The following is an 18,290-nucleotide window of genomic DNA, read 5'->3' on the forward strand; positions in this document are numbered from 1 at the left end:
CCTGTTCTTTGGTGAGTCGGGAGCCCGCCGGAGGCTCCCGCACGCCGGACTCCTACGCCCCCATCCCACCCGGACGCGACGCAGCCAAGCCCGCCCGCAGGGCGCCTGTAGACCGTTTGCAGAATCCGTTTCTACGGGCGCCCTGCGCGCGGGCCTGGCTGCGTCGCGCCGTTTGCGAGGCGCGTCAGAGCCTCCGCCGCGCCCTCAGGGCTGCGCCGATGGTGCCGTCGTCCAGGAAGTCGAGTTCCCCGCCGACCGGCACCCCCTGCGCCAGGGATGTCGCCGAGACCCCGTCGGGGAGGATGTCGGCCACGTAGTGGGCCGTGGTCTGTCCGTCGATCGTCGCCGGCAGGGCCAGGATCACTTCGGCGACCCCGTCGCGCACGCGCTCCGCCAGCCGCGGCAGGCCCAGCTCGTCGGGGCCGGTCCCGTCGAGCGCGTTCAGCAACCCGCCGAGCACGTGATACCGCCCGCGATAGGCCGAGGCCCGCTCCATCGCCCACAGGTCCGCCACGTCCTGCACCACGCAGATCAGCGTCGCGTCGCGCTTGGGGTCCGAGCAGATCCGGCAGCGGTCGCCGGTCGAGAGGTTCCCGCACTCGAGACACGGCTTGACCGTGCGGGCCACCTCGGCCATCGCCTCGGCCAGCGGCGCCAGCAGCAGATCGCGCTTGCGCATCAGGTGCAGCGCCGCCCGCCGGGCCGAGCGGGGGCCCAGCCCCGGCAGGCGGGCCAGCAGCTCGATCAGCCGCTCGACGGGCTCCTGTCCCTGGGTCATGCCTCCTCCCGGAACTGCAGTCGGTAGAGGTCGGCGTAGAGGCCGCCCCGGGCCAGCAGCTCGTCATGGCCGCCGGTCTCCGCGATGCGGCCGGCGTCCATCGCCGCGATGATGTCGGCGTCGCGGATGGTCGAGAGCCGGTGCGCGATCACCACCACCGTGCGCCCCTGCGCCAGCCGGTCCAGCGCCGCGCGCACCTTGGCCTCCGATTCCGCGTCCAGCGCCGAGGTCGGCTCGTCCAGAAGCAGGATCGGCGCGTCCTTGAGCATCGCGCGCGCGATGGTCAGCCGCTGCCGTTCGCCGCCCGAGAAGCGCAGCCCCCGCTCGCCGCAGGGGGTGTCGATCCCCTCGGGCAGGGCCGAGACGAAATCCCAGGCGTTGGCGTCGCGCAGGGCCTGCTCGATCTCCTCGCGGCTGGCGTCCGGCCGGCCGAAGCCGACGTTGCGCGCGATGGTGTCGTCGAAGATCACCGCGTCCTGGCCGACCACCGCCACCTGCCCGCGCAGGCTTTCGAGCGTCGCGTCGCGCACGTCGCGCCCGTCGACGGCCACCCGGCCCGCCGAGACGTCGTAGAGCCGCGGGATCAGGTTCATCAGCGTGGTCTTGCCCGCGCCGGACCGACCCACCAGCGCCACCCGCGCCCCCGCCGGGATGGTCAGCGACACGTCGCTCAGCGCCGGCACGCCGCCGCCGTAGTGGAAGGAAACCCCCTCGAAGCGCACCTCGCCCTTCGCCCGCGGCAGCGCCGTGGCGCCGGGACGGTCCGAGATCGCGGGCGTCGCGTCGATCACGTCGAAGATCCGCTCGCCTGCCGCGGCGCCCTGCTGGATCTCGGCATAGAGGGTGCCGAAGCCCCGCAGGCTCTGCCCGGCGATCAGGAAAGAGGAAACGAAGGCCATGAATTCGCCGATCGAGTTCTCGCCGCTCGCGATGCGCGAGCCGATCACCCAGAAGATGATCGCCAGACCCAGACCCGCCAGCATCTCGAGAAACGGGTCGATGCGCGCGCGCTGATCGGCGGCGCGGACCCGCAGGCGGCGCAGGCTCTCGAAGGTCTCGCCGGCCTTCCGGGCCAGATACCCCTCCAGCCGGTAGGTCTTGGACAGGCGAATGCCCCCCAGCCCCTCGGCCACCCGCGCGGCCATCACCGCGGCCTCCTCGTTCGAGCGGCGCGCGATCCGGCGCAGGCGCCGGCCGATGTTGCCGATGGGGATGGCGGCGGCGGGCAGGGCGGCCAGCGCATAGAGCGTCAGTTCCCAGTCGATCCACAAGAGCGCGCCGAGCAGGCCGATCACCGTCAGCCCGTCGCGGATCAGCGCGGTGATCAGCTTCTCGCAGGCGGTGTGCAGCACCAGGATATCGGTGGTGAAGCGCGAGGCGGTGGCCGCCGGCGCCTCGCGGTCGAGGCGCGCGAGGTCGGCGCGCACCAGCGCGCCGTACATCGCCACCTGCAGGTTGCGGTCGACCTCGGCCAGGATCTTGTTGGTCTGCAGGCGCTGGGCGTAGAGCGCGGCCGACTTCGCACTCACCGCCACGATCACCAGCCAGGGCGCCAGCGCGATCATCTGCGCGTCGCGCGTCTCGAACGCGTCGAGCGCATTGCGGATGATCAGCGGATAGGCCGAGGTCGAGCCCGCCACCATTGCGATCAGCGCGAGGTTGACCAGCAGCCGTTTCCAGTGCGGCGAGAGCCAGTCGCGCCACATGCGCATCATCACGTCGCGGGCGCGGCCCTCCGGCGCGCGGCCCGGCGCGCGGTCTGGCGGCGCCGAGGCGGGGGCTGCGGCGCGGGCGGCGGCATCGGCCATGCGGGGTCTCCGTCGTCTCGGGCCCCCATGTCTAGGGGATTGCGGGGCGAGGTCCAGAGGGCAGGGCGTCCCGCCCGCCGCGCGCGCCGCACCGGCCGGGTCCCGATCCGGGCGCCGGCCGCGCGTCGATCCCTGCACTGGCCGCGCCGCGCGCCCGGTCCATATCGTTCCCGAGCCAGGCTGTCCGCGGCGACCTCCCGCCCTGCGACGCTTCCAGGAGATCCGGCCATGAACGAGGCCCCTTCCGCCGCGCCCCCGATGGGCGCGGTCGCCCATTCCGATGGAACCGCCTTTCGCGTCTGGGCGCCCAACGCCGAGGCGGTCCATGTCGTCGGCGACTTCAACGACTGGTCCGAGGACGCCGACCCGATGACCCGCGAGGACGACGGCTGCTGGGTCGTCGACCTCCCCCACGCGGCGCCCGGTCACGAATACCGCTACCGCATCTCGGCGGGGGGCGAGGTGTTCTCGCGCATCGACCCCTGGGCGCGGGCGGTGACCGGCTCGGTCGGCAACGGCATCGTGACTGCGCCCGCCTCGGCCCCCGAGGACGGCTTCCAGCGTCCCGACTGGAACCGCATGGTGATCTACGAGATGCATCTCGGCACCTTCAACCGGTCCGATCCGGACCGGCCCGGGGGCTTCGCCTCGGCGGTCGAGAAGTTCGATCACCTGCGCCGCCTTGGCGTCAACGCCCTGCAATTGATGCCGATCCAGGAGTTCGCGGGCGACCTGAGCTGGGGCTACAACCCCGCCCATATCTTCGCGGTCGAGACCGCCTACGGCGGGCCCGAGGGCTTCCGCGCCTTCCTGCGCGAGGCCCACGCCTCGGGCTTCGCGGTGCTGATGGACGTGGTCTACAACCACTTCGGACCCTCGGACCTCGACCTCTGGCGCTTCGACGGCTGGTGCGAGGACGACAAGGGCGGGATCTATTTCTACAACGACCCCCGCTCGGACACGCCCTGGGGCGACACGCGGCCCGACTACGGCCGTCCGGAGGTGCGCCGCTTCATCCGCGAGAACGCGCTGCACTGGCTGTCGGACTACGGCGTCGACGGGCTGCGCTTCGACATGACCCTCTATATCCGCACGATCTCGGGGGACGAGGGGTCGCAGGACGACGCGCTGCCCGAGGGCTGGAGCCTGATGCAGGAGGTCAACGCGGCCATCGCCGAGCGGTTCCCCGGCCGCATCGCCATCGCCGAGGACCTGCGCCGCAACCGCGCCGTCACCGAGCCGGTCGAGCAGGGCGGCGCGGGTTTCGGCGCCCAGTGGGACGCGGGCTTCGTGCATCCGATCCGCGAGGCGCTGATCGCCCCGCGCGACGAGGACCGCAGCATGCAGGCGGTGGTCGACGCGCTGACCTGCTCGGGCGCCGACGATCCCTTCCGGCGGGTGGTCTATACCGAGAGCCACGACGAGGTGGCCAACGGCCAGTCCCGGGTTCCCCATGAGATCGACGGCGACGGCCCGGCGGGCTGGGCGGCGCAGAAGCGCTCGGCGCTGGGGGCGGCGCTGATGTTCTCGGCCGCCGGGATCCCGATGCTGTTTCAGGGGCAGGAGTTCCTGCAGGGCGGCTGGTTCGACGACGAGGTTCCCCTCGACTGGGATCTCGACGAGACGTTCCGGGGGGTGACGCGCCTCTATCGCGACCTGATCGCGCTGCGGCTCGACCGGGTGGGGGACGCGGCCGGGCTGTCGGGGCGGGCGACGGAGGTGCTGCTGATGGACGAGACGCGCAAGCTGGTGGCGATCCATCGCCACGAGGGATCGCAGGACGCGGGCGCGATCGTGGTCTTCAACTTCCGCCACGAGCCGGCCGAGGAGGTCGAGATCGGCCTGCCGGCAGGCGGCGTCTGGCGGCTGCGGCTCAACACCGACTGGGACGGCTACAGCCCGGACTTCGCAGGGTTTCCCTCGGGCCCGATGGAGGCCGAGGAGGGCGAACGCGACGGTCAGCCCTTCCACGGCCGCGTCTCGATCGGCTCCTACTCGGCCCTGATCTTCACGCGCTGAGAGGGACGCCGCGCGGCCGCGCGGCTTTGGCGGGGGCGCCGCGTCGGGCGGGGCGCCGGCTGCCCGGGTCCGCCCGCGGCGCATGGCGGGCGTTGGCGCGTGGGGCCAAGGGCGCCCGGGATCGGCGGCGCGCCGGCGCGGCGGGCGGCCCGAGGGTTGGGGGGCGAACGGCCCGCCTGTGGGCGCCGCGGAGCGCCCGTCGGCCGGGGCGCCGCGCTCCCGGACCGCACGGAGGTCTGACAGGTCGAGGTCGCAGGCGGGGACGGCCGGGGGCGGAGGGCGGTCGCCGGAGGCGCCTCACGGCGCCGGCGCGAGACCACGGGCCCTGCGGCCGGGGCGGCCGATACCGGGGCGCCTGGCGTAGGCGCGCGGCGCTCGGACACGAAGAAGGCGGCCCCGGGGGCCGCCTTTTTCGTGTCCGAGCGCCGCGCAGGCGGGGCTTACTCCGGCGTCCAGGCCTCGTAGTCGCCGGCGACGCGGGGGCGGGTTGCCGGCGTCAGGACCGAGCCGGGGGGGTGGTAGGCCGCCTCGGTGCCCGTCAGGTTCGGGCGGTGCGGCTTTTCCCATTTCTGGGTCGGCAGGGGCTTCTCGGTCGGGGTCTCGTCCCAGGTGAAATGCAGCCAGCCATGCCAGTCGGGCGGGACCATCGAGGCCTCGGCCTCGCCCTTGTAGAGCACCCAGCGGCGCTTGCCGTCGGCGGTGCGCCAGTAGGTGTTGCCGAGGTCGTCCTCGCCCACCTTGGTCTGCCGGGAGACGGTCAGGCGCGTGATGATCGGCGCGCCGTTCCACCAGGTGAAGATGCTCTTGAGCGTGTCGATCATCGCCGCCTCGGTCTGCTGCCTTCGGGGCGCTTCTACCACGAAACGCGCGGGCGTCCAGAGTTCGGGTGACGCGGGCGGGTCCCGGGCGGGCCTCGAGCGGGTCCTGGCCGCCGGCGCCGGCGCCGGCGCGGGCCGCGCGGCCCGCGCGGATGTGCGCGAAGGATGCCCGCGCGCAAGGCGCCGTTTCGCTCGGGGCGCCGCGTCGCCGATGACGAAACAATGAATGCGCCCCGGGCGCCTTGCCGCGGCGCCGCATGGACGCTCGCAAAGCGGCGCGCGGCGGGCCATAAAACCCCTCGCGCGGGGGCTCGCCCGGCGCGCCTCAGGCCCCGAAGACCACCCGGAGCAACAGATGCCCAAGCCGCTTCCCGCCGTCGCCGCCAACACCTGGGACGAGCTGCGCGAACCGATGATCGTGCCCACGGGCTTCCGCGAATACGACGCCCGCTGGCGCTTCCCCGAGGAGATCAACCTCCCCGGCATGACCGCGCTGGGCCTGGGCCTGGGCACGCAGATGCACGAGGCCGGCGTGCCCCCGCGGATCGCGGTGGGCAACGACTACCGCTCGTATTCGCTGAGCATCAAGAACGCGCTGATGCTGGGGCTGATGCAGGCGGGGATCGAGGTGCTGGACATCGGCCCGGCCGTCTCCCCGATGGCCTATTTCGCGCAGTTCCACCTGGACGCGGCGGTGGCGATGGTCACCGCCTCGCACAATCCCAACGGCTGGACCGGGGTGAAGATGGGCTTCCATCGCCCCCTGACCCATGGGCCCGACGAGATGGCGCGGCTGAAGGCGATCGTGCTGAACGGCGAGGGGGTCGAGCGGCCCGGCGGCTCGATCAAGCGGGTCGACGGGGTGCGCGAGGTCTATCTCGACGACCTGGTGGGCGACTTCAAGCTCAGCCGGCCGCTGAAGGTGGTCTGCGCCTGCGGCAACGGCACCGCCTCGCATTTCGGGCCCGAGCTGCTGGCGCGCATCGGGGCCGAGGTGGTGCCGCTGCACTGCGAGCTCGACTACACCTTCCCCCACTACAACCCCAACCCCGAGGCGATGGAGATGCTCCACGACATGTCTCGCGCGGTGAAGGAATCGGGCGCGGACATCGCGCTGGGCTTTGACGGCGACGGCGACCGCTGCGGGGTGGTGGACGACGAGGGCGACGAGATCTTTGCCGACAAGGTGGGGGTGATCCTGGCGCGCGACCTCGCGCCGATGCACCCGGGCGCGACCTTTGTGGCGGACGTGAAGTCGACGGGGCTGTTCGCCTCGGACCCGGTGCTGAAGGCGCACGGGATCAAGGCCGATTACTGGAAGACCGGCCACTCTCACATGAAGCGCCGGGTGAAGGAGCTGGGCGCGCTGGCGGGGTTCGAGAAGTCGGGCCACTACTTCCTCGCCGAGCCGATCGGGCGCGGCTACGACTGCGGGATGCGGGTGGCGGTCGAGATCTGCAAGGCGCTGGACCGCAACCCTGACAAGTCGATGTCCGACCTCAAGCACGCGCTGCCCAAGACCTGGTCGACGCCCACCATGTCGCCGTTCTGCCCGGACGGGGAGAAGTATGGCGTCATCGACCGGCTGGCCGCGAAGCTGACCGCGATGGCGGACGCCGGCGAGACCCTTGCGGGCCGCAAGATCGTCGAGGCGATCACCGTCAACGGCGCCCGGCTGATGCTCGACAACGGCGCCTGGGGGCTGGTGCGGGCGTCGTCGAACACGCCCAACCTGGTGGTGGTCTGCGAGAGCCCCGAGTCGGAGGCCGAGATGCGCGCGATCTTCGAGGATCTCGACGCGATCATCCGCACCGAACCCTCGGTGGGCGAGTACGACCAGAAGATCTGACCAAAGCGCCCGGAGCGGGCCTCGCGAGGCGGGGCTCGCGCGGCCTGCGCGGCCGGGGGCCGCGCGGAAGGCGCTTCGGGATCTCACCCGGGAACAGGGCCGCGCCTGTTCCCCGAAGCCGTCCGTCGCTGTTGATGCCTGAGCGACTCGCCCGCAGGGGTCAAGGACAAGCCCCCTTCGGGGGTCGCTTCGCGATCCCTGACCCCTGCGGACGAGTCGCTCTGATCGGCATCAGCGACGGACGGCTCCGGGGAACAGGCGCTTCGCGAGGACCTCTGACCGGGGGCGCCCGGATGGGAGGGGGCGCGGGCCGGGGGGTTGCGCCGCGCGCGCGGGCGCCTACCTGCGGCAGGCGCACCGCGGTCTGCCCGGCCAGGGTTGCGGCGGCGTCGCCGATTGCGGAATCTCCGCTCAGGCGGCAACCTGCCGCCGAATTTCGGCCGGGCTCCCGCAGGGGCCGGGCACGGCAAGCTGGCAGGCGCGCTCCGGCGCGGAAAGGAAGACGATGGCGAGCAGCGCGGCGGAGACCCTGATCGGGGCGGCGGTGATCGCCGTCGCCGCCGGATTCCTCGTCTACGGCGCCCAGACCGCCGACCTCGGACCGACGGGCAGCGACCGCTATGAGCTGAAGGCCGCCTTCCGCAAGGTCGAGGGGGTGTCGGTCGGCGCCGACGTCAAGATCGCGGGCGTCAAGGTCGGCTCGGTCGCCTCGCTCGAGCTCGATCCGGGCACCTACCAGGCGGTCGCCATGCTGACCATCGACAGCACCGTGAAACTGCCCGACGATTCCGACGCCGCCATCCAGTCCGAAGGGCTGCTGGGGGGCAACTACGTCGCCATCACGCCCGGCGGCTCGGACCTGATGCTCGCTCCGGGCGAGGAGATTCTCTACACGCAGGGCTCGGTCAACCTGATGGACCTGGTGGGACGCGCGATCTCGTCCTCGGGAGCCTCGGATTGACCTCCGCCTCCGCGCCCGCCGCCGATCACTGGAACGCGCAGGGCTATGCGCAGGCGGCCCGGTTCGTGTCCGACCTCGGCGCGCCGGTGGTGGCGCTGCTGGATCCCGCGCCCGGCGAGCGGATCCTGGACCTGGGTTGCGGCGACGGCGCGCTGACCGCGCGGCTGGTCGAGATGGGCGCGCGGGTGACCGGCGTGGACGCCTCGCCCGACATGATCGCCGCCGCCCGCGCCCGCGGGATCGAGGCGCAGGTGATGGACGCCGCCGCGCTGACCTTCGAGCGCGCCTTCGACGCCGTCTTCTCCAACGCCGCGCTGCACTGGATGGTGGACGCGCCCGCGGTGCTGTCGGGCGTCGCCCGCGCCCTGGTCCCCGGCGGCCGCTTCGTGGCCGAGCAGGGGGGCATGGGCAACGTCGCGGCGATCCGCACCGCCATGATCGCGGTGCTGGCCGAGGAGGGCGTCGCGACCACGCTGCACGAGGTCTGGCGCTTTCCCTCCCCCGCCGAGCAGACGGCCGCGCTGGAATCGGCTGGCTTCGTCGTGGAAAGCATCGAGCTGATCCCCCGCCCCACCCCCGTCGCCGCGGGGATGGAGCAGTGGCTGGCGGTGCTCGCCGCCCCCGCGCTGGCGATGCTGCCCGAGTCGCGGCGCGAGGCCGCCCGCGCCCGGATCGCCGCGCTCGCCGCCCCCGCGCTGCGCGACGGCGCGGGGAACTGGACCGCCGACTATGTGCGGCTGCGCTTTCGCGCGCGACTGGAGAGAGCCGAATGATCCTCGGACCGATCCGCCCTCCCCTCCGCTGGCGGCCCCGCGTCGGGCTGCTGCTGACGCTCGCCGTCTCGGCGCCCGCGCTGGCGATGGCCCAGGCGCAGGGGGCGACCGCGCCCACCGCGCTGGCGCAGGCGCCCGCGCAGGGGATCGAGACCTGGACCGAGCGTCGCGCCGCCCCTGCGCAGACCGCCGTCCCCGGCGCCGAGGGCGCCGCGCTGCAGAACGTGCAGGGCGAGACCCGTCCGGGCGTCGAGACGCCGGGCCGCGACCTGCCCGCCGGCGACCGCGGCTCGCTTGGCGACAACTTCCGCCAGGTCCCCGCCGACGAGAACGGCCGCCTGCGCCAGTATGAGCCGCCCAAGCCCGAGCGGCAGCCCTCGGTCGCGATGGAGGGCGCGCGGCTCAAGGTGCTCGACAAGATGACCGGCCAGGTGGACGAGATCGACCTGAAGGTCGGCGAGACCCGGGTCGAGGATCGGCTGGAGCTGGCCCTGCTGACCTGCCGCGCGCCGCAGGAGGACGTTCGCCAGGACGCCTTCGCCTATCTCGAGATCCGCGACCTTCGCGAGGATCGGCCGCGGTTCTCGGGGTGGATGTTCGCCTCCTCCCCCGCGCTCTCGGCGATGGACCACGCGCGCTACGACGTCTGGGTGCTCAGCTGCAGCGCCAGGTCGGGCGAGGCGTCGCCGGGCAGCGAGTAGAAGTCGGCCCGCGACTTCACCGCCTCCTCCAGCATCTGGTGATAGCGCGCGCGGGAGATCTCGATCGCGCCCAGCCGGCTGAGGTGTCCGGTGACGAACTGCGTGTCCAGCAGCTTGAAGCCGCCCGCGCGCAGCCGCGCCACCAGCCAGACGAGCGCGATCTTCGAGGCGTCGGTGCGGGTCGAGAACATCGACTCGCCGAAAAAGGCCGCGCCGAGCTGCACGCCGTAGAGGCCGCCCGCAAGCTCGCCGTCCATCCAGATCTCGACCGAATGGGCGTAGCCGAGCCGGTGCAGCGTGCCGTAGAGCTCGCGGATCTCGGGGTTGATCCAGGTCTCGTCGCGGGCGGCGCAGCCGTCGAGCACCGCTTCGAACGCCCGGTCCACCGAGGCGACATGGCCGTCGCGCTTCATCCGCTTGGTCAGGCTGCGGGGCACGTGCAGCCCGTCGAGCGGCAGGATCCCGCGGCGCTTCGGGTCGACCCAGAAGATGTCGTCGGCGTCGGCCGACTGCGCCATGGGGAACACGCCGGCCGAATAGGCCCGCAGCAGCAGGGTCGGGGTGATCTCCAGCGGTTCGATGGGCTCGCTCATGGCCGCGGGGCTCCTGACCGTATCGTGAAGGATAGGCACGGGCCGGCGCTCTGCGCAACTTTTCGTAGCGGAAGGGTTGGGGCAAAACAGCTCTGACGGGCATTGCGGCGCCCCGGGAACCGCCTCCGCGAGCATCCGGGGGCGGGGCGGCGGGCGCTCAGCCCTGCTCGGGGCCGGGCGGTTCGGGCAGGGGCGGTTCGGGCAGGGGCGGTTCGGGCAGGGGCGGGGCGGCGCCGCGGGCCCGCGGCACATAGCCCAGCCGCACCATGCGCAGCGCCACCGAGGGGTGCAGGACCTCGCCGTTCTCGGGGCGCACGCGGCGGCGCTCGCGGATCACGAACATCCGGCCCGACCCCCGGCGCGCCCCGCGCATCGGCGCGGCGGCGTCGGGATGGACATGGTCGCGCCAGGTCTCGGGCAGCGGCAGGCCCAGCGCCTCCGATCGCTCGAGCATCCAGGCCAGCGACAGGTCGGCCAGCGGGCGCGCCGCCTCGAAGCCGCCGACGTGACCGCCGACGTCGCCGTGGCCGCCGGGGAACCAGACCTGCTCGACCCGGCCGGGCCGCTGCTGGTCCAGGCGCCAGGTCTCGGGGCGGAAGGCGACCCGATCCTCGTCGAGCGCCAGCGCGTGCAGGCCGTGGCCGACATGGGCGCCAAGGCGGTGGTCGTGGAATTCGGTCGCCATCGGGTGCAGGAACGACAGCCCCGGCCAGGGGATGCCCAGCGCCTTCACCGTGTCCCAGACCCCGACCAGGTCGATCGACGCGCGCGCGTCATGGCCGTGCAGCGCGCGGAACCCGGCCGCCCGCTCGGCGTCGCCGGATTCGTAGAGTCGGAAGGCCCGCTGCACCCGGCGATGGATCGCCCGCTCGGGCCGCAGCAGACCGACAAAGCCGATCAGCCCGGCCAGCGAGCGCACCGCATAGGCGCCCCGCGAATAGCCGTAGAGGAAGATCCGGTCCCCCGGCCGCCAGCGCGAGGACAGACGCGCATAGCCATCCAGGATCGCGTCGTTCAGCCCCAGCCCGATCGCCGCGCGCAACCAGCCGCGCGGCCCCCGCCCCTGCACGCCGGGGTGGTGGTCGAGCGCGAGATCCGCCCTCCGCCCCCCCTCGCCCAGCAGTTTGAACAGCCGCCCGGCATGCGTCTCGCGCCCCGGCTCGAGCGTGGACAGCGTGCCGTCGACGATGAAGACGTGGACGCGGGGACGACGGGAGGGGGCGGCGGGCTCGGTCATGGGGCGGCGCGCGGGAGGGCCGGCGGATCTCCGGAAACGGTCGGGCGGCGGCGGCCGCGGATCCCGGACCTTGCCGGCCAGCGGCCCCGGGTTGCAAGGGGGCTGGCGCGGGGCGAGGGCGCGCGCAGTTTGCGGGAAAGGGGCGCCCCGGGGGCGAGGCGGCGCCGGGGCGACGGCGCTCGGGCGCCGGCCTCGCGACGACGTCGAGATGCTACGGGAGCCGGAGCGAATGCCTCGCTTTGCTCCCATCCGCCGCCGCGTTTGCGCCTCATTTACCCCCGACGTGGCATCAAGAACCCGTGGGAGCGGCCCGACGCACAACGGGCGGCACGAGAGCGAGCGGAGCGTTAGTGAGATGCGTGACCTGATCTTCATGGATTGCGGCCCCGAAGCCGCGCAGCAGGCCGAACTCTGGGCGGGCGGGGCGCTGGCCCGCGCCGGCGTCCCCGAGGCGGAGGCCGCGGCGGCCGCCGCCCGTCTGGCCGAGGGCGTGCGCGCCGCGGCCGAGGCTTTCGAGGCGCAGGGCGGCGGCGCGCGGCCCCAGTCGATGCTGGTGCTCAGCGACGAGGGCGGGCGGCTGTCGTTCGAGCTGGTGGCCGACGGCCGCCTGCCGCGCAACGCCGCCTGCGCCTGCGGCAAGGGCGCCTGGACGCCGGCCGACCGCGCCGCCGCCGGCGACGGCGCCGTGCGCCTGACCATGGCCGCCGTGGCCTGAGGGCCCCCGCGCCCCGGCCGGACCCGGTTGGCGCGACGAGAACCGCCCTGCGGGCGGCTCTCGCCCGCCGCCGTCAGAGCCAGACACGTCAATCGAAACAGGCGCGCCCCACCGGGCGCGCCTGTTTCATTCAGGGTGCATGGCGCAGGGCGTATGGCCGTCCGCCTGCGATCGGGTCCCGAGTTTCGAGACGCGCGTCGTCGGTCGCCTGAACCCGCCGCCCCCTCACGCCCCTGCGCGGCCTGCCGAACGCCCTGATGTGCCCACCACAGAGACCCGGCGCGGGCCCGCCGATGCGCGCGGCGAGGGGCCATGCCCCCGCCGCGCGGGTCCCGATCAGGCCGCGTTGAGGTAGTTCCAGACCCGCACGGGCGTGAATGGCGGCGCGGCCACGCCCACGCCGGCCGAGAGCAACGCGTCCTGGATCGCCATCGCCAGCGCGGGGATCGCGCCGACGGCGCCGGCCTCGCCGCAGCCCTTCACCCCCAGCGGGTTGGTCGTGCAGGGGATCTCGTTGAGCTTGAACGAGATCGGCGGGAAATCCGAGGCCCGCGGCATCCGGTAGTCCATGAACGTGCCCGACAGCGGCTGCGCGGTCTGGGGATCGAAGACCATCACCTCGCCCATCACCTGGCCCGCGCCCTGCACCAGTCCGCCGTGGACCTGGCCCTCGACCAGCAGCGGGTTCACCACCCGCCCGAAGTCGTCGGCGACCGAATAGCGGGTGATCTCGACCGCGCCGGTCTCGGGGTCCAGCTCGACCTCGGCCACGTGGCAGCCGTTGGGGAAGGTGGCGACCCGGTCGTTGACCTCGCCCAGCGCCTCGACGCCGCCCATCTCGGCGGCCGCCTCGAACAGGGTCACCGAGCGGTCGGTGCCCTTGATGCGGAAGCGCCCGCCGTCCTCGACCGAGTACTCGATGTCGGGCCTGGCGGCCTCGAGCAGGCTCGAGGCGCCCTCCATCGCCTTCTCGATCACCTTCTCGGCCGCCAGCATCAGCACCCGGCTCGCCATGATCAGCGAGCGCGAGCCGCCGGTGCCCCCGACCGCGGTCAGCACGTCCGAGTCGCCCGCCAGCAGGCGGATCTTCATCGGGTCGACGCCCAGCTCCTCGTGCACGATCTGGGGCCAGGCGGTCTCGTGGCCCTGTCCCGAGGACTGGGTGCCGACGGCGAGCGTGATCTCGCCCTCGGGCGTCACGTTCATCAGCGCGCTCTCGGCCGGGCCGCCGCCGGTCCGCTCGAAGTAGTAGGCCGCGGCGATGCCCGCGACCTTGCCGCGCCCGGCCGCCTCGGCGCGCCGCGCCTCGAACCCCGCCCAGTCGGCGGCGGCCAAGGCGTCGTCGACGTTGCGCGCGGGATCGGCGCTGTCGAAGACGCAGCCGCCGTGGTTGGTGTAGGGCGTCTGGTCGGAGGTGATCAGGTTGCGCTTGCGGAACTCGGCCCGGTCGGCGCCAAAGGCGCGGGCGGCTGTCTCCATCAGCTGCTCGGTGACATGGATCATCTCGGGCCGGCCGGCGCCGCGGTAGGCGTCGGTCGGCACGGTGTTGGTGAAGGCGCCCTTCACCTCGTGCCGCCAGACCGGCACGTCGTACATCCCCCCCGAGATCGGCGCCGAGAAGAACGTGTGGATCGCCGCTCCGAAGGTCGAATAATACGCGCCCAGGTTCGAGACCGAGTGGAAGCGCATCGCCAGCACTTTCCCCTCGGCGTCGAAGGCGCCCTCGGCCAGGGTCAGCAGGTCGCGGCCCTGCGCGTCCGAGAGGAACGCCTCCGACCGGTCGGCCGTCCAGCGGATCGTGGCGCCCAGGTCCCTCGCGCCGATCGCGATCAGCGCGTCCTCGGGGTGGGCCTGCAGCTTCATCCCGAAGCCGCCGCCCACATCGGGGGTCATCACCCGGATGGTCGCCGCGTCCACGCCCAGCTGACGGGCGAGCTTGGCGCGCAGATTGTGCGAGCCCTGGGTGCCGGCGTGGATCTCCCAGCGCCCCTCGCTCCAGCCGATGCGGGCGGCGCGCGGCTCCAGCGAGGCGACGACGATGCGGTTGTTCACGACCTCGACCGAGACGGTCTTGGCGGCCCTGGCGAAGGCCGCGTCGGTGGCCTCGGCGTCGCCCATCCCCCAGTCGTAGGCGAGGTTGCCCGGCGCCTCTGCGTGCAGCTCCGGCGCGGCGGGCTCGAGGGCGGCGCGCTGCTCGACCACCACGGGCAGCTCCTCGAGGTCGAGCTCGATCAGCTCGGCCGCGTCGCGGGCCTGGGCAAGCGTCCGGGCCACCACCATCGCCACCGGCTGGCCGACGAAGCGGACGCGGTCCGTGGCGAGGTGGGGCATGGTCACGGGCTTGACCGGCTCGACGCCCTCGCCGGTGCTCTCGAGCGGGAAGTCGTTGGTCAGCGGGTTCAGCCGGCCCTCGATCTCGGCGGCGGTCAGCACCAGCTCCACCCCCTCGGCCTGCCGCGCGGCGGAGACGTCGAGGCCGGTGATTCGGGCGTGTCCGGCCGGCGAGCGCAGGAAAAAGGCGTGCAGGTCGCCCGTGGCGCGCATATCGTCGACGTACTGGCCTTCGCCCTTGAGGAAGCGCACGTCTTCGCGGCGGCGAATGGGCTGGCCGAGACCAAATTTCATCAGCGGACTCCGAATTTTGCGGAAAGATGCGCGGAGGGTCGCGCGAGACCGCCGGGAAGGTTACTATTGTCTGGACAGACTGTGCAACGGGCCGATGAGTCGGTCGCCGCAAGACAGTAGCTGAAGATAGCGTGAATGATTTCGCTAGCGTTCATCGAAGCGCGACGTTAATCTTCGGGGTGTATCGAGCGTGTTGTGTGCGTGCATGCTGTGGAGTGAGTTGCGTGCGTGGTGACGACAGACTGATGACGATTCTGACCGGAGTCGTGTTGACGATCGCCCTGGGCGCCGTGGTCCAGAGCGGCGATCTCATGGGGCGTTTCGGCGCCGGACCCGGCATCCATCCCAGAGACGATGTGGTCGAACTGGCCGCCAACGACGTCTATGCCATCGACGTGGTCGCCAACGACCGCGGCGCGGTGGACGGCGACGGGCGACGGGTGCTGATCATGACCGCGCCCGCCTGCGGCGTGGCCTATCGCAGCGGCGACCGGATGATCTACCAGGGCGCGGCCGAATGCGCGGGCGTCCAGCGGCTGACCTACTGCGTCGCCCGCGGGGACGAGTGCCTGGGCGCCGAGGTCACGCTCGTGCTCTCGCCCTCCAGCGTCGCCGCAAGCCCCACCGACACCCCTGTCGCGCGCCTGGCCGAGCGGCCGGCCCGCCCCTCGGACGCCGAGGTGTCGATGGCGCCCGGCGGCGGCTCGGGCTTCACGGTGGAACTGGGAACCGCGGCCGGCGAGCGTCCGCTGGTCGGCCTCAGCACGGCGTTCGGATCGCTGGCGCCGGGCGAGGCGGCGGCCGAAGCCGGAGCCTCGGCCGAGGGGCCGGCGCGCGAGGGAACCGCGCTCGACTGACCCGCGCCCGACCGGCTGCGCCGTGAGGGCGCCCGGTCCTGAGCTCCTCGCCTGACGCCCGCCCGGCAAGCGGGGCTCAGGCCAGCGCCAGTTCCGCCAGCAGATCCGGCAGCTCGACGATCGAACCGAGGACGCGGTCGGCATGGGGCGAGAGCTCCGCCGCCTCGGCCGGTCCCGTCAGCACCCCCACCACCAGACCCGCCCCGGCCGAGCGCCCCGCGCCCAGGTCGTGAAGGCTGTCGCCGATCATCGCCACCTCGTGGGGGGCGATGCCGACGGCGCCGGCGAAGGCCTGCACCATCCCCGGCCCCGGCTTCAGCCCGTGGCCGCTGTCGTATCCGGCGATGAAGTCGAATTTCTCCAGCGCGCCCAGCATCGACATGTGGGAGCGGGCGGCGCGTTCGGAATCGTGGGTGGCCACCCCCAGCGCCAGCCCGCGCGCCCGCAGCGCCTCGAGCAGGGCGGGCAGGTCGGGCGCCGCGGCCATCGGTCCGCGCATCACCGCCGCGGCGGCGCGGTCGTCGATCTCGGCCGCGATCCCCTCCGCGTCGCGTCCGGGCAGATAGGGCGCCCACAGCGCGGCCACCTCCGCCGTCGAGCCCGCCACCACCGGCGATCCCGCCCGGAACCGCCCCGTCACGGGGTCGAGCCCGGCGAGATCCCCCAGCCGGTCGCGCAGCGCGAGGTCATCGGGGATCACGGCGGCCAGCGTCTCCTCGACGAAGCCGCGCCAGGTGGCCTCGAAGTCCAGCAGGGTGCCGTCCTTGTCGAAGAGAATGCCCCGGATCATGCCTGCGCCCCTCGCTTGTCCGCCCCACGCGCGGGGGTCCTTCCGTGTCTAGCGGCAGGCGGCGGGCGGGGAAAGCCGGCGCGGCCGTGCCGGGCGGTCGAGGCGAGGGTCCGGGGGGCGCTGTCGGCCCGGCTGAGGCCGGCCGCGCAGGGTGACGAGGGCTCGCGCGCCCGGTCGGGGACGGCGCGCTGTGCGGGCAGGCCGGGACCGACCGCCTGTCGAGCCGGCGCCGACGCGCTGCTCGGCGGCGGCGGCGCGCACCTGTTCGGCTTCGGCCCGCAGGGCGGCGAGGCGCCGGACTTCGCGCCGGGCCTTTCCCGCGCCGTCATCGCCCGCCTGACCTTCGCCGAGGTTTGCCGGTGTCGAGGGCGGCGCCCTCCTCCAGGGGCCGGTCGAGCGACCCTCCGCCCCGCGGCTCGGCGAGGGTGTGACCGAGGCGAAGCTTAACAACGCGCCCGATTTCGTCGAAGGCTGTCGTCGGAGGAGACCCCGACCCGAGAAGGAGCCCCGATGCCCCGCGATCGTCCGCTGCGCGACCAGTATCTCCGGTTCGTCCCGATGACGACCCGGTTGAAGGACAACGACCAGTACCTGCACATGAACAACACGGTCTACTACGAGTATTTCGATACCGTGGTGAACGCCTGGCTGATCGAGTGTTGCGGTCTGGTCCTGCCCAACGGCCCCTACATCGGCATCATCGCCGAGACCCAGTGCACCTACCTCTCGGAGGTGAAGTGGCCCCAGAACGTGGTGGTGGGGATGCGCATCGACCGGATCGGCAGCTCCTCGATCACCTACGGCATGGCGCTGTTCGGCGAGCATGAGGCGCGGGCCAACGCCGTGTGCCGCTATGTGCACGTCTACTGCGACGGCGCCTCGCGTCGGCCCAAGCCCCTGCCGGAGTTCATGCTCGAAGAGGCCCGCAAGCTGATGCTGCCGGAGGCGGCGACGGCCTGACGCCCAGCACGCAGGCTTGAGGGACCGGCCGCGGGCCGCGACCGGTCCCCATGCTGTGGAACAGCCAATCCGTCTCGCGGAAAGGTTGGCTGTCTGCCCGGAAATTGCCATCCCTGGCGACAGATCGCCTCCCGAGGGCCCCGCGAACGGGACCGCATTGAAGGGAGACGATGATGACCGACCTGAAAAAGGCCGAGAAAAATCCCCAGGCGCTGTTCTGGGACGAGCTCGACGACGTGACCGCCGGCATGCTGGGGGTCGAGGGCATGAAGGCCAACCTGCAGCCGATGTCCCACCACGCCGAGCCGGCGCAAGGCAAGCTGTGGTTCGTGACCCGCCGCGGCGCGGAGATCGTGTCCGAGATCGGGCAGGGCGCCACCGCGCGCTACGTGGTGGTGGGCGATGACCACGACTTCCACGCCTGCGCCTCCGGCCCGATCCGCGTGCACCGCGACGAGCGGGTGCTCGACGACCTCTGGAACCCGGTGGTGGCGAGCTGGTTCGAGCATGGCCGCGACGATCCCGACCTGGTGATGCTGGAGATGGACCTGCGCGAGGCCGACGTCTGGGCCTCGACCAACAACGGCGCCCTGTTCGGCTGGGAGATCGCCAAGGCCAACCTCAAGGGCGGCGAGCCGGACGTCGGCGTGCGCGCCAAGATCGAGTTCGCCGTCGCGGCCTGAGGCCCTGCGCAGGGACAGCTGGGCGGCCCGGGGGAGCTTCGTCGACGTGTCGAAGACTGCCCCCGGCGAGCGAGGCGGGCCGGGCCGCGGCCCGCGCTCCCTCCGGCCGCTCCCGCCGCGCCG

At 72.9% G+C, this 18,290-nt stretch carries 16 protein-coding genes; 9 read left to right on the forward strand and 7 right to left on the reverse strand.

Annotation, left to right across the window (positions count from 1 at the left end; genetic code table 11):
- Positions 1-184 precede the first annotated feature (184 nt).
- Positions 185-778 carry a recombination mediator RecR gene (recR, locus tag AAC134_RS10155; protein WP_339948971.1) on the reverse strand — a complete coding sequence of 198 codons (594 nt, stop codon included), beginning with the start codon at positions 776-778 and terminating at the stop codon, positions 185-187.
- On the reverse strand, positions 775-2,586 hold the full coding sequence (locus AAC134_RS10160; RefSeq protein WP_339948972.1) for an ABC transporter ATP-binding protein: 1,812 nt from the start codon (positions 2,584-2,586) through the stop codon (positions 775-777). Before AAC134_RS10160 ends, recR begins: the two co-directional genes overlap by 4 nt.
- A 228-nt stretch (positions 2,587-2,814) precedes the next feature.
- On the opposite strand from AAC134_RS10160, the gene AAC134_RS10165 reads away from it, so the two are divergent.
- On the forward strand, positions 2,815-4,605 hold the full coding sequence (locus AAC134_RS10165; protein ID WP_339948973.1) for an alpha-amylase family glycosyl hydrolase: 1,791 nt from the start codon (positions 2,815-2,817) through the stop codon (positions 4,603-4,605).
- A 440-nt stretch (positions 4,606-5,045) separates the two neighbouring features.
- On the opposite strand, the gene AAC134_RS10170 is transcribed toward AAC134_RS10165, so the two are convergent.
- Positions 5,046-5,426: an NADH:ubiquinone oxidoreductase subunit NDUFA12 gene (locus AAC134_RS10170; protein WP_339948974.1), complete on the reverse strand. Its 381-nt coding sequence runs from the start codon at positions 5,424-5,426 to the stop codon at positions 5,046-5,048.
- A gap of 352 nt (positions 5,427-5,778) precedes the next feature.
- Between AAC134_RS10170 and AAC134_RS10175 the strand changes: the two genes are divergently transcribed.
- The 4 genes from AAC134_RS10175 (at position 5,779) to AAC134_RS10190 (ending at position 9,707) form a co-directional block, all read left to right on the forward strand.
- Positions 5,779-7,272, forward strand: coding sequence for a phosphomannomutase/phosphoglucomutase (locus tag AAC134_RS10175; protein ID WP_339948975.1), 1,494 nt, complete (start codon positions 5,779-5,781; stop codon positions 7,270-7,272).
- A gap of 505 nt (positions 7,273-7,777) precedes the next feature.
- Complete coding sequence (mlaD, locus tag AAC134_RS10180; protein WP_339948976.1) at positions 7,778-8,233, forward strand: outer membrane lipid asymmetry maintenance protein MlaD; 456 nt, start codon at positions 7,778-7,780, stop codon at positions 8,231-8,233.
- A complete protein-coding gene (locus tag AAC134_RS10185; RefSeq protein WP_339948977.1) occupies positions 8,230-9,006 on the forward strand; it encodes a class I SAM-dependent methyltransferase in 777 nt (258 codons plus the stop codon). Before mlaD ends, AAC134_RS10185 begins: the two co-directional genes overlap by 4 nt.
- Positions 9,003-9,707 (forward strand): DUF2155 domain-containing protein, encoded by a 705-nt coding sequence (locus AAC134_RS10190; protein ID WP_339948978.1) that lies wholly within the window; start codon positions 9,003-9,005, stop codon positions 9,705-9,707. The genes AAC134_RS10185 and AAC134_RS10190 overlap by 4 nt, the downstream gene beginning before the upstream one ends.
- Here the strand turns inward: AAC134_RS10190 and aat are convergent.
- Together aat and AAC134_RS10200 are read right to left on the reverse strand one after the other, a co-directional pair.
- A complete protein-coding gene (gene aat, locus AAC134_RS10195; RefSeq protein ID WP_339948979.1) occupies positions 9,644-10,300 on the reverse strand; it encodes a leucyl/phenylalanyl-tRNA--protein transferase in 657 nt (218 codons plus the stop codon). The two genes, AAC134_RS10190 and aat, sit on opposite strands and share 64 nt — an antisense overlap.
- Before the next feature lie 157 nt (positions 10,301-10,457).
- Positions 10,458-11,537, reverse strand: a complete 1,080-nt coding sequence (locus tag AAC134_RS10200) for a DUF2235 domain-containing protein (RefSeq protein WP_339948980.1) — start codon at positions 11,535-11,537, stop codon at positions 10,458-10,460.
- Positions 11,538-11,892: 355 nt separating this feature from the next.
- On the opposite strand from AAC134_RS10200, the gene AAC134_RS10205 reads away from it, so the two are divergent.
- Positions 11,893-12,252, forward strand: coding sequence for a hypothetical protein (locus AAC134_RS10205; RefSeq protein ID WP_339948981.1), 360 nt, complete (start codon positions 11,893-11,895; stop codon positions 12,250-12,252).
- 336 nt (positions 12,253-12,588) lie between these two features.
- Here AAC134_RS10205 and AAC134_RS10210 read toward each other — a convergent pair whose 3' ends face one another.
- Positions 12,589-14,877, reverse strand: a complete 2,289-nt coding sequence (locus AAC134_RS10210; protein ID WP_339948982.1) for a xanthine dehydrogenase family protein molybdopterin-binding subunit — start codon at positions 14,875-14,877, stop codon at positions 12,589-12,591.
- 245 nt (positions 14,878-15,122) lie between these two features.
- Here AAC134_RS10210 and AAC134_RS10215 point away from each other — a divergent pair, with 245 nt between their 5' ends.
- Positions 15,123-15,734, forward strand: a complete 612-nt coding sequence (locus AAC134_RS10215) for a hypothetical protein (RefSeq protein ID WP_339948983.1) — start codon at positions 15,123-15,125, stop codon at positions 15,732-15,734.
- Positions 15,735-15,810: 76 nt separating this feature from the next.
- On the opposite strand, the gene AAC134_RS10220 is transcribed toward AAC134_RS10215, so the two are convergent.
- The gene (locus tag AAC134_RS10220; RefSeq protein WP_339948984.1) at positions 15,811-16,524 is read right to left on the reverse strand and encodes an HAD family hydrolase; all 714 of its coding nucleotides are present in this window, start codon (positions 16,522-16,524) and stop codon (positions 15,811-15,813) included.
- A gap of 510 nt (positions 16,525-17,034) precedes the next feature.
- Here AAC134_RS10220 and AAC134_RS10225 point away from each other — a divergent pair.
- Both AAC134_RS10225 and AAC134_RS10230 read left to right on the forward strand, forming a co-directional pair.
- Positions 17,035-17,484 (forward strand): thioesterase family protein, encoded by a 450-nt coding sequence (locus AAC134_RS10225; RefSeq protein ID WP_339948985.1) that lies wholly within the window; start codon positions 17,035-17,037, stop codon positions 17,482-17,484.
- Positions 17,485-17,657: 173 nt separating this feature from the next.
- A complete protein-coding gene (locus AAC134_RS10230; RefSeq protein WP_339948986.1) occupies positions 17,658-18,167 on the forward strand; it encodes a pyridoxamine 5'-phosphate oxidase family protein in 510 nt (169 codons plus the stop codon).
- Positions 18,168-18,290 lie beyond the last annotated feature (123 nt).

This window comes from uncultured Albimonas sp. (assembly GCF_963977235.1).
In the GTDB taxonomy this organism is placed as follows: Bacteria; Pseudomonadota; Alphaproteobacteria; order Rhodobacterales; family Rhodobacteraceae; genus Albimonas.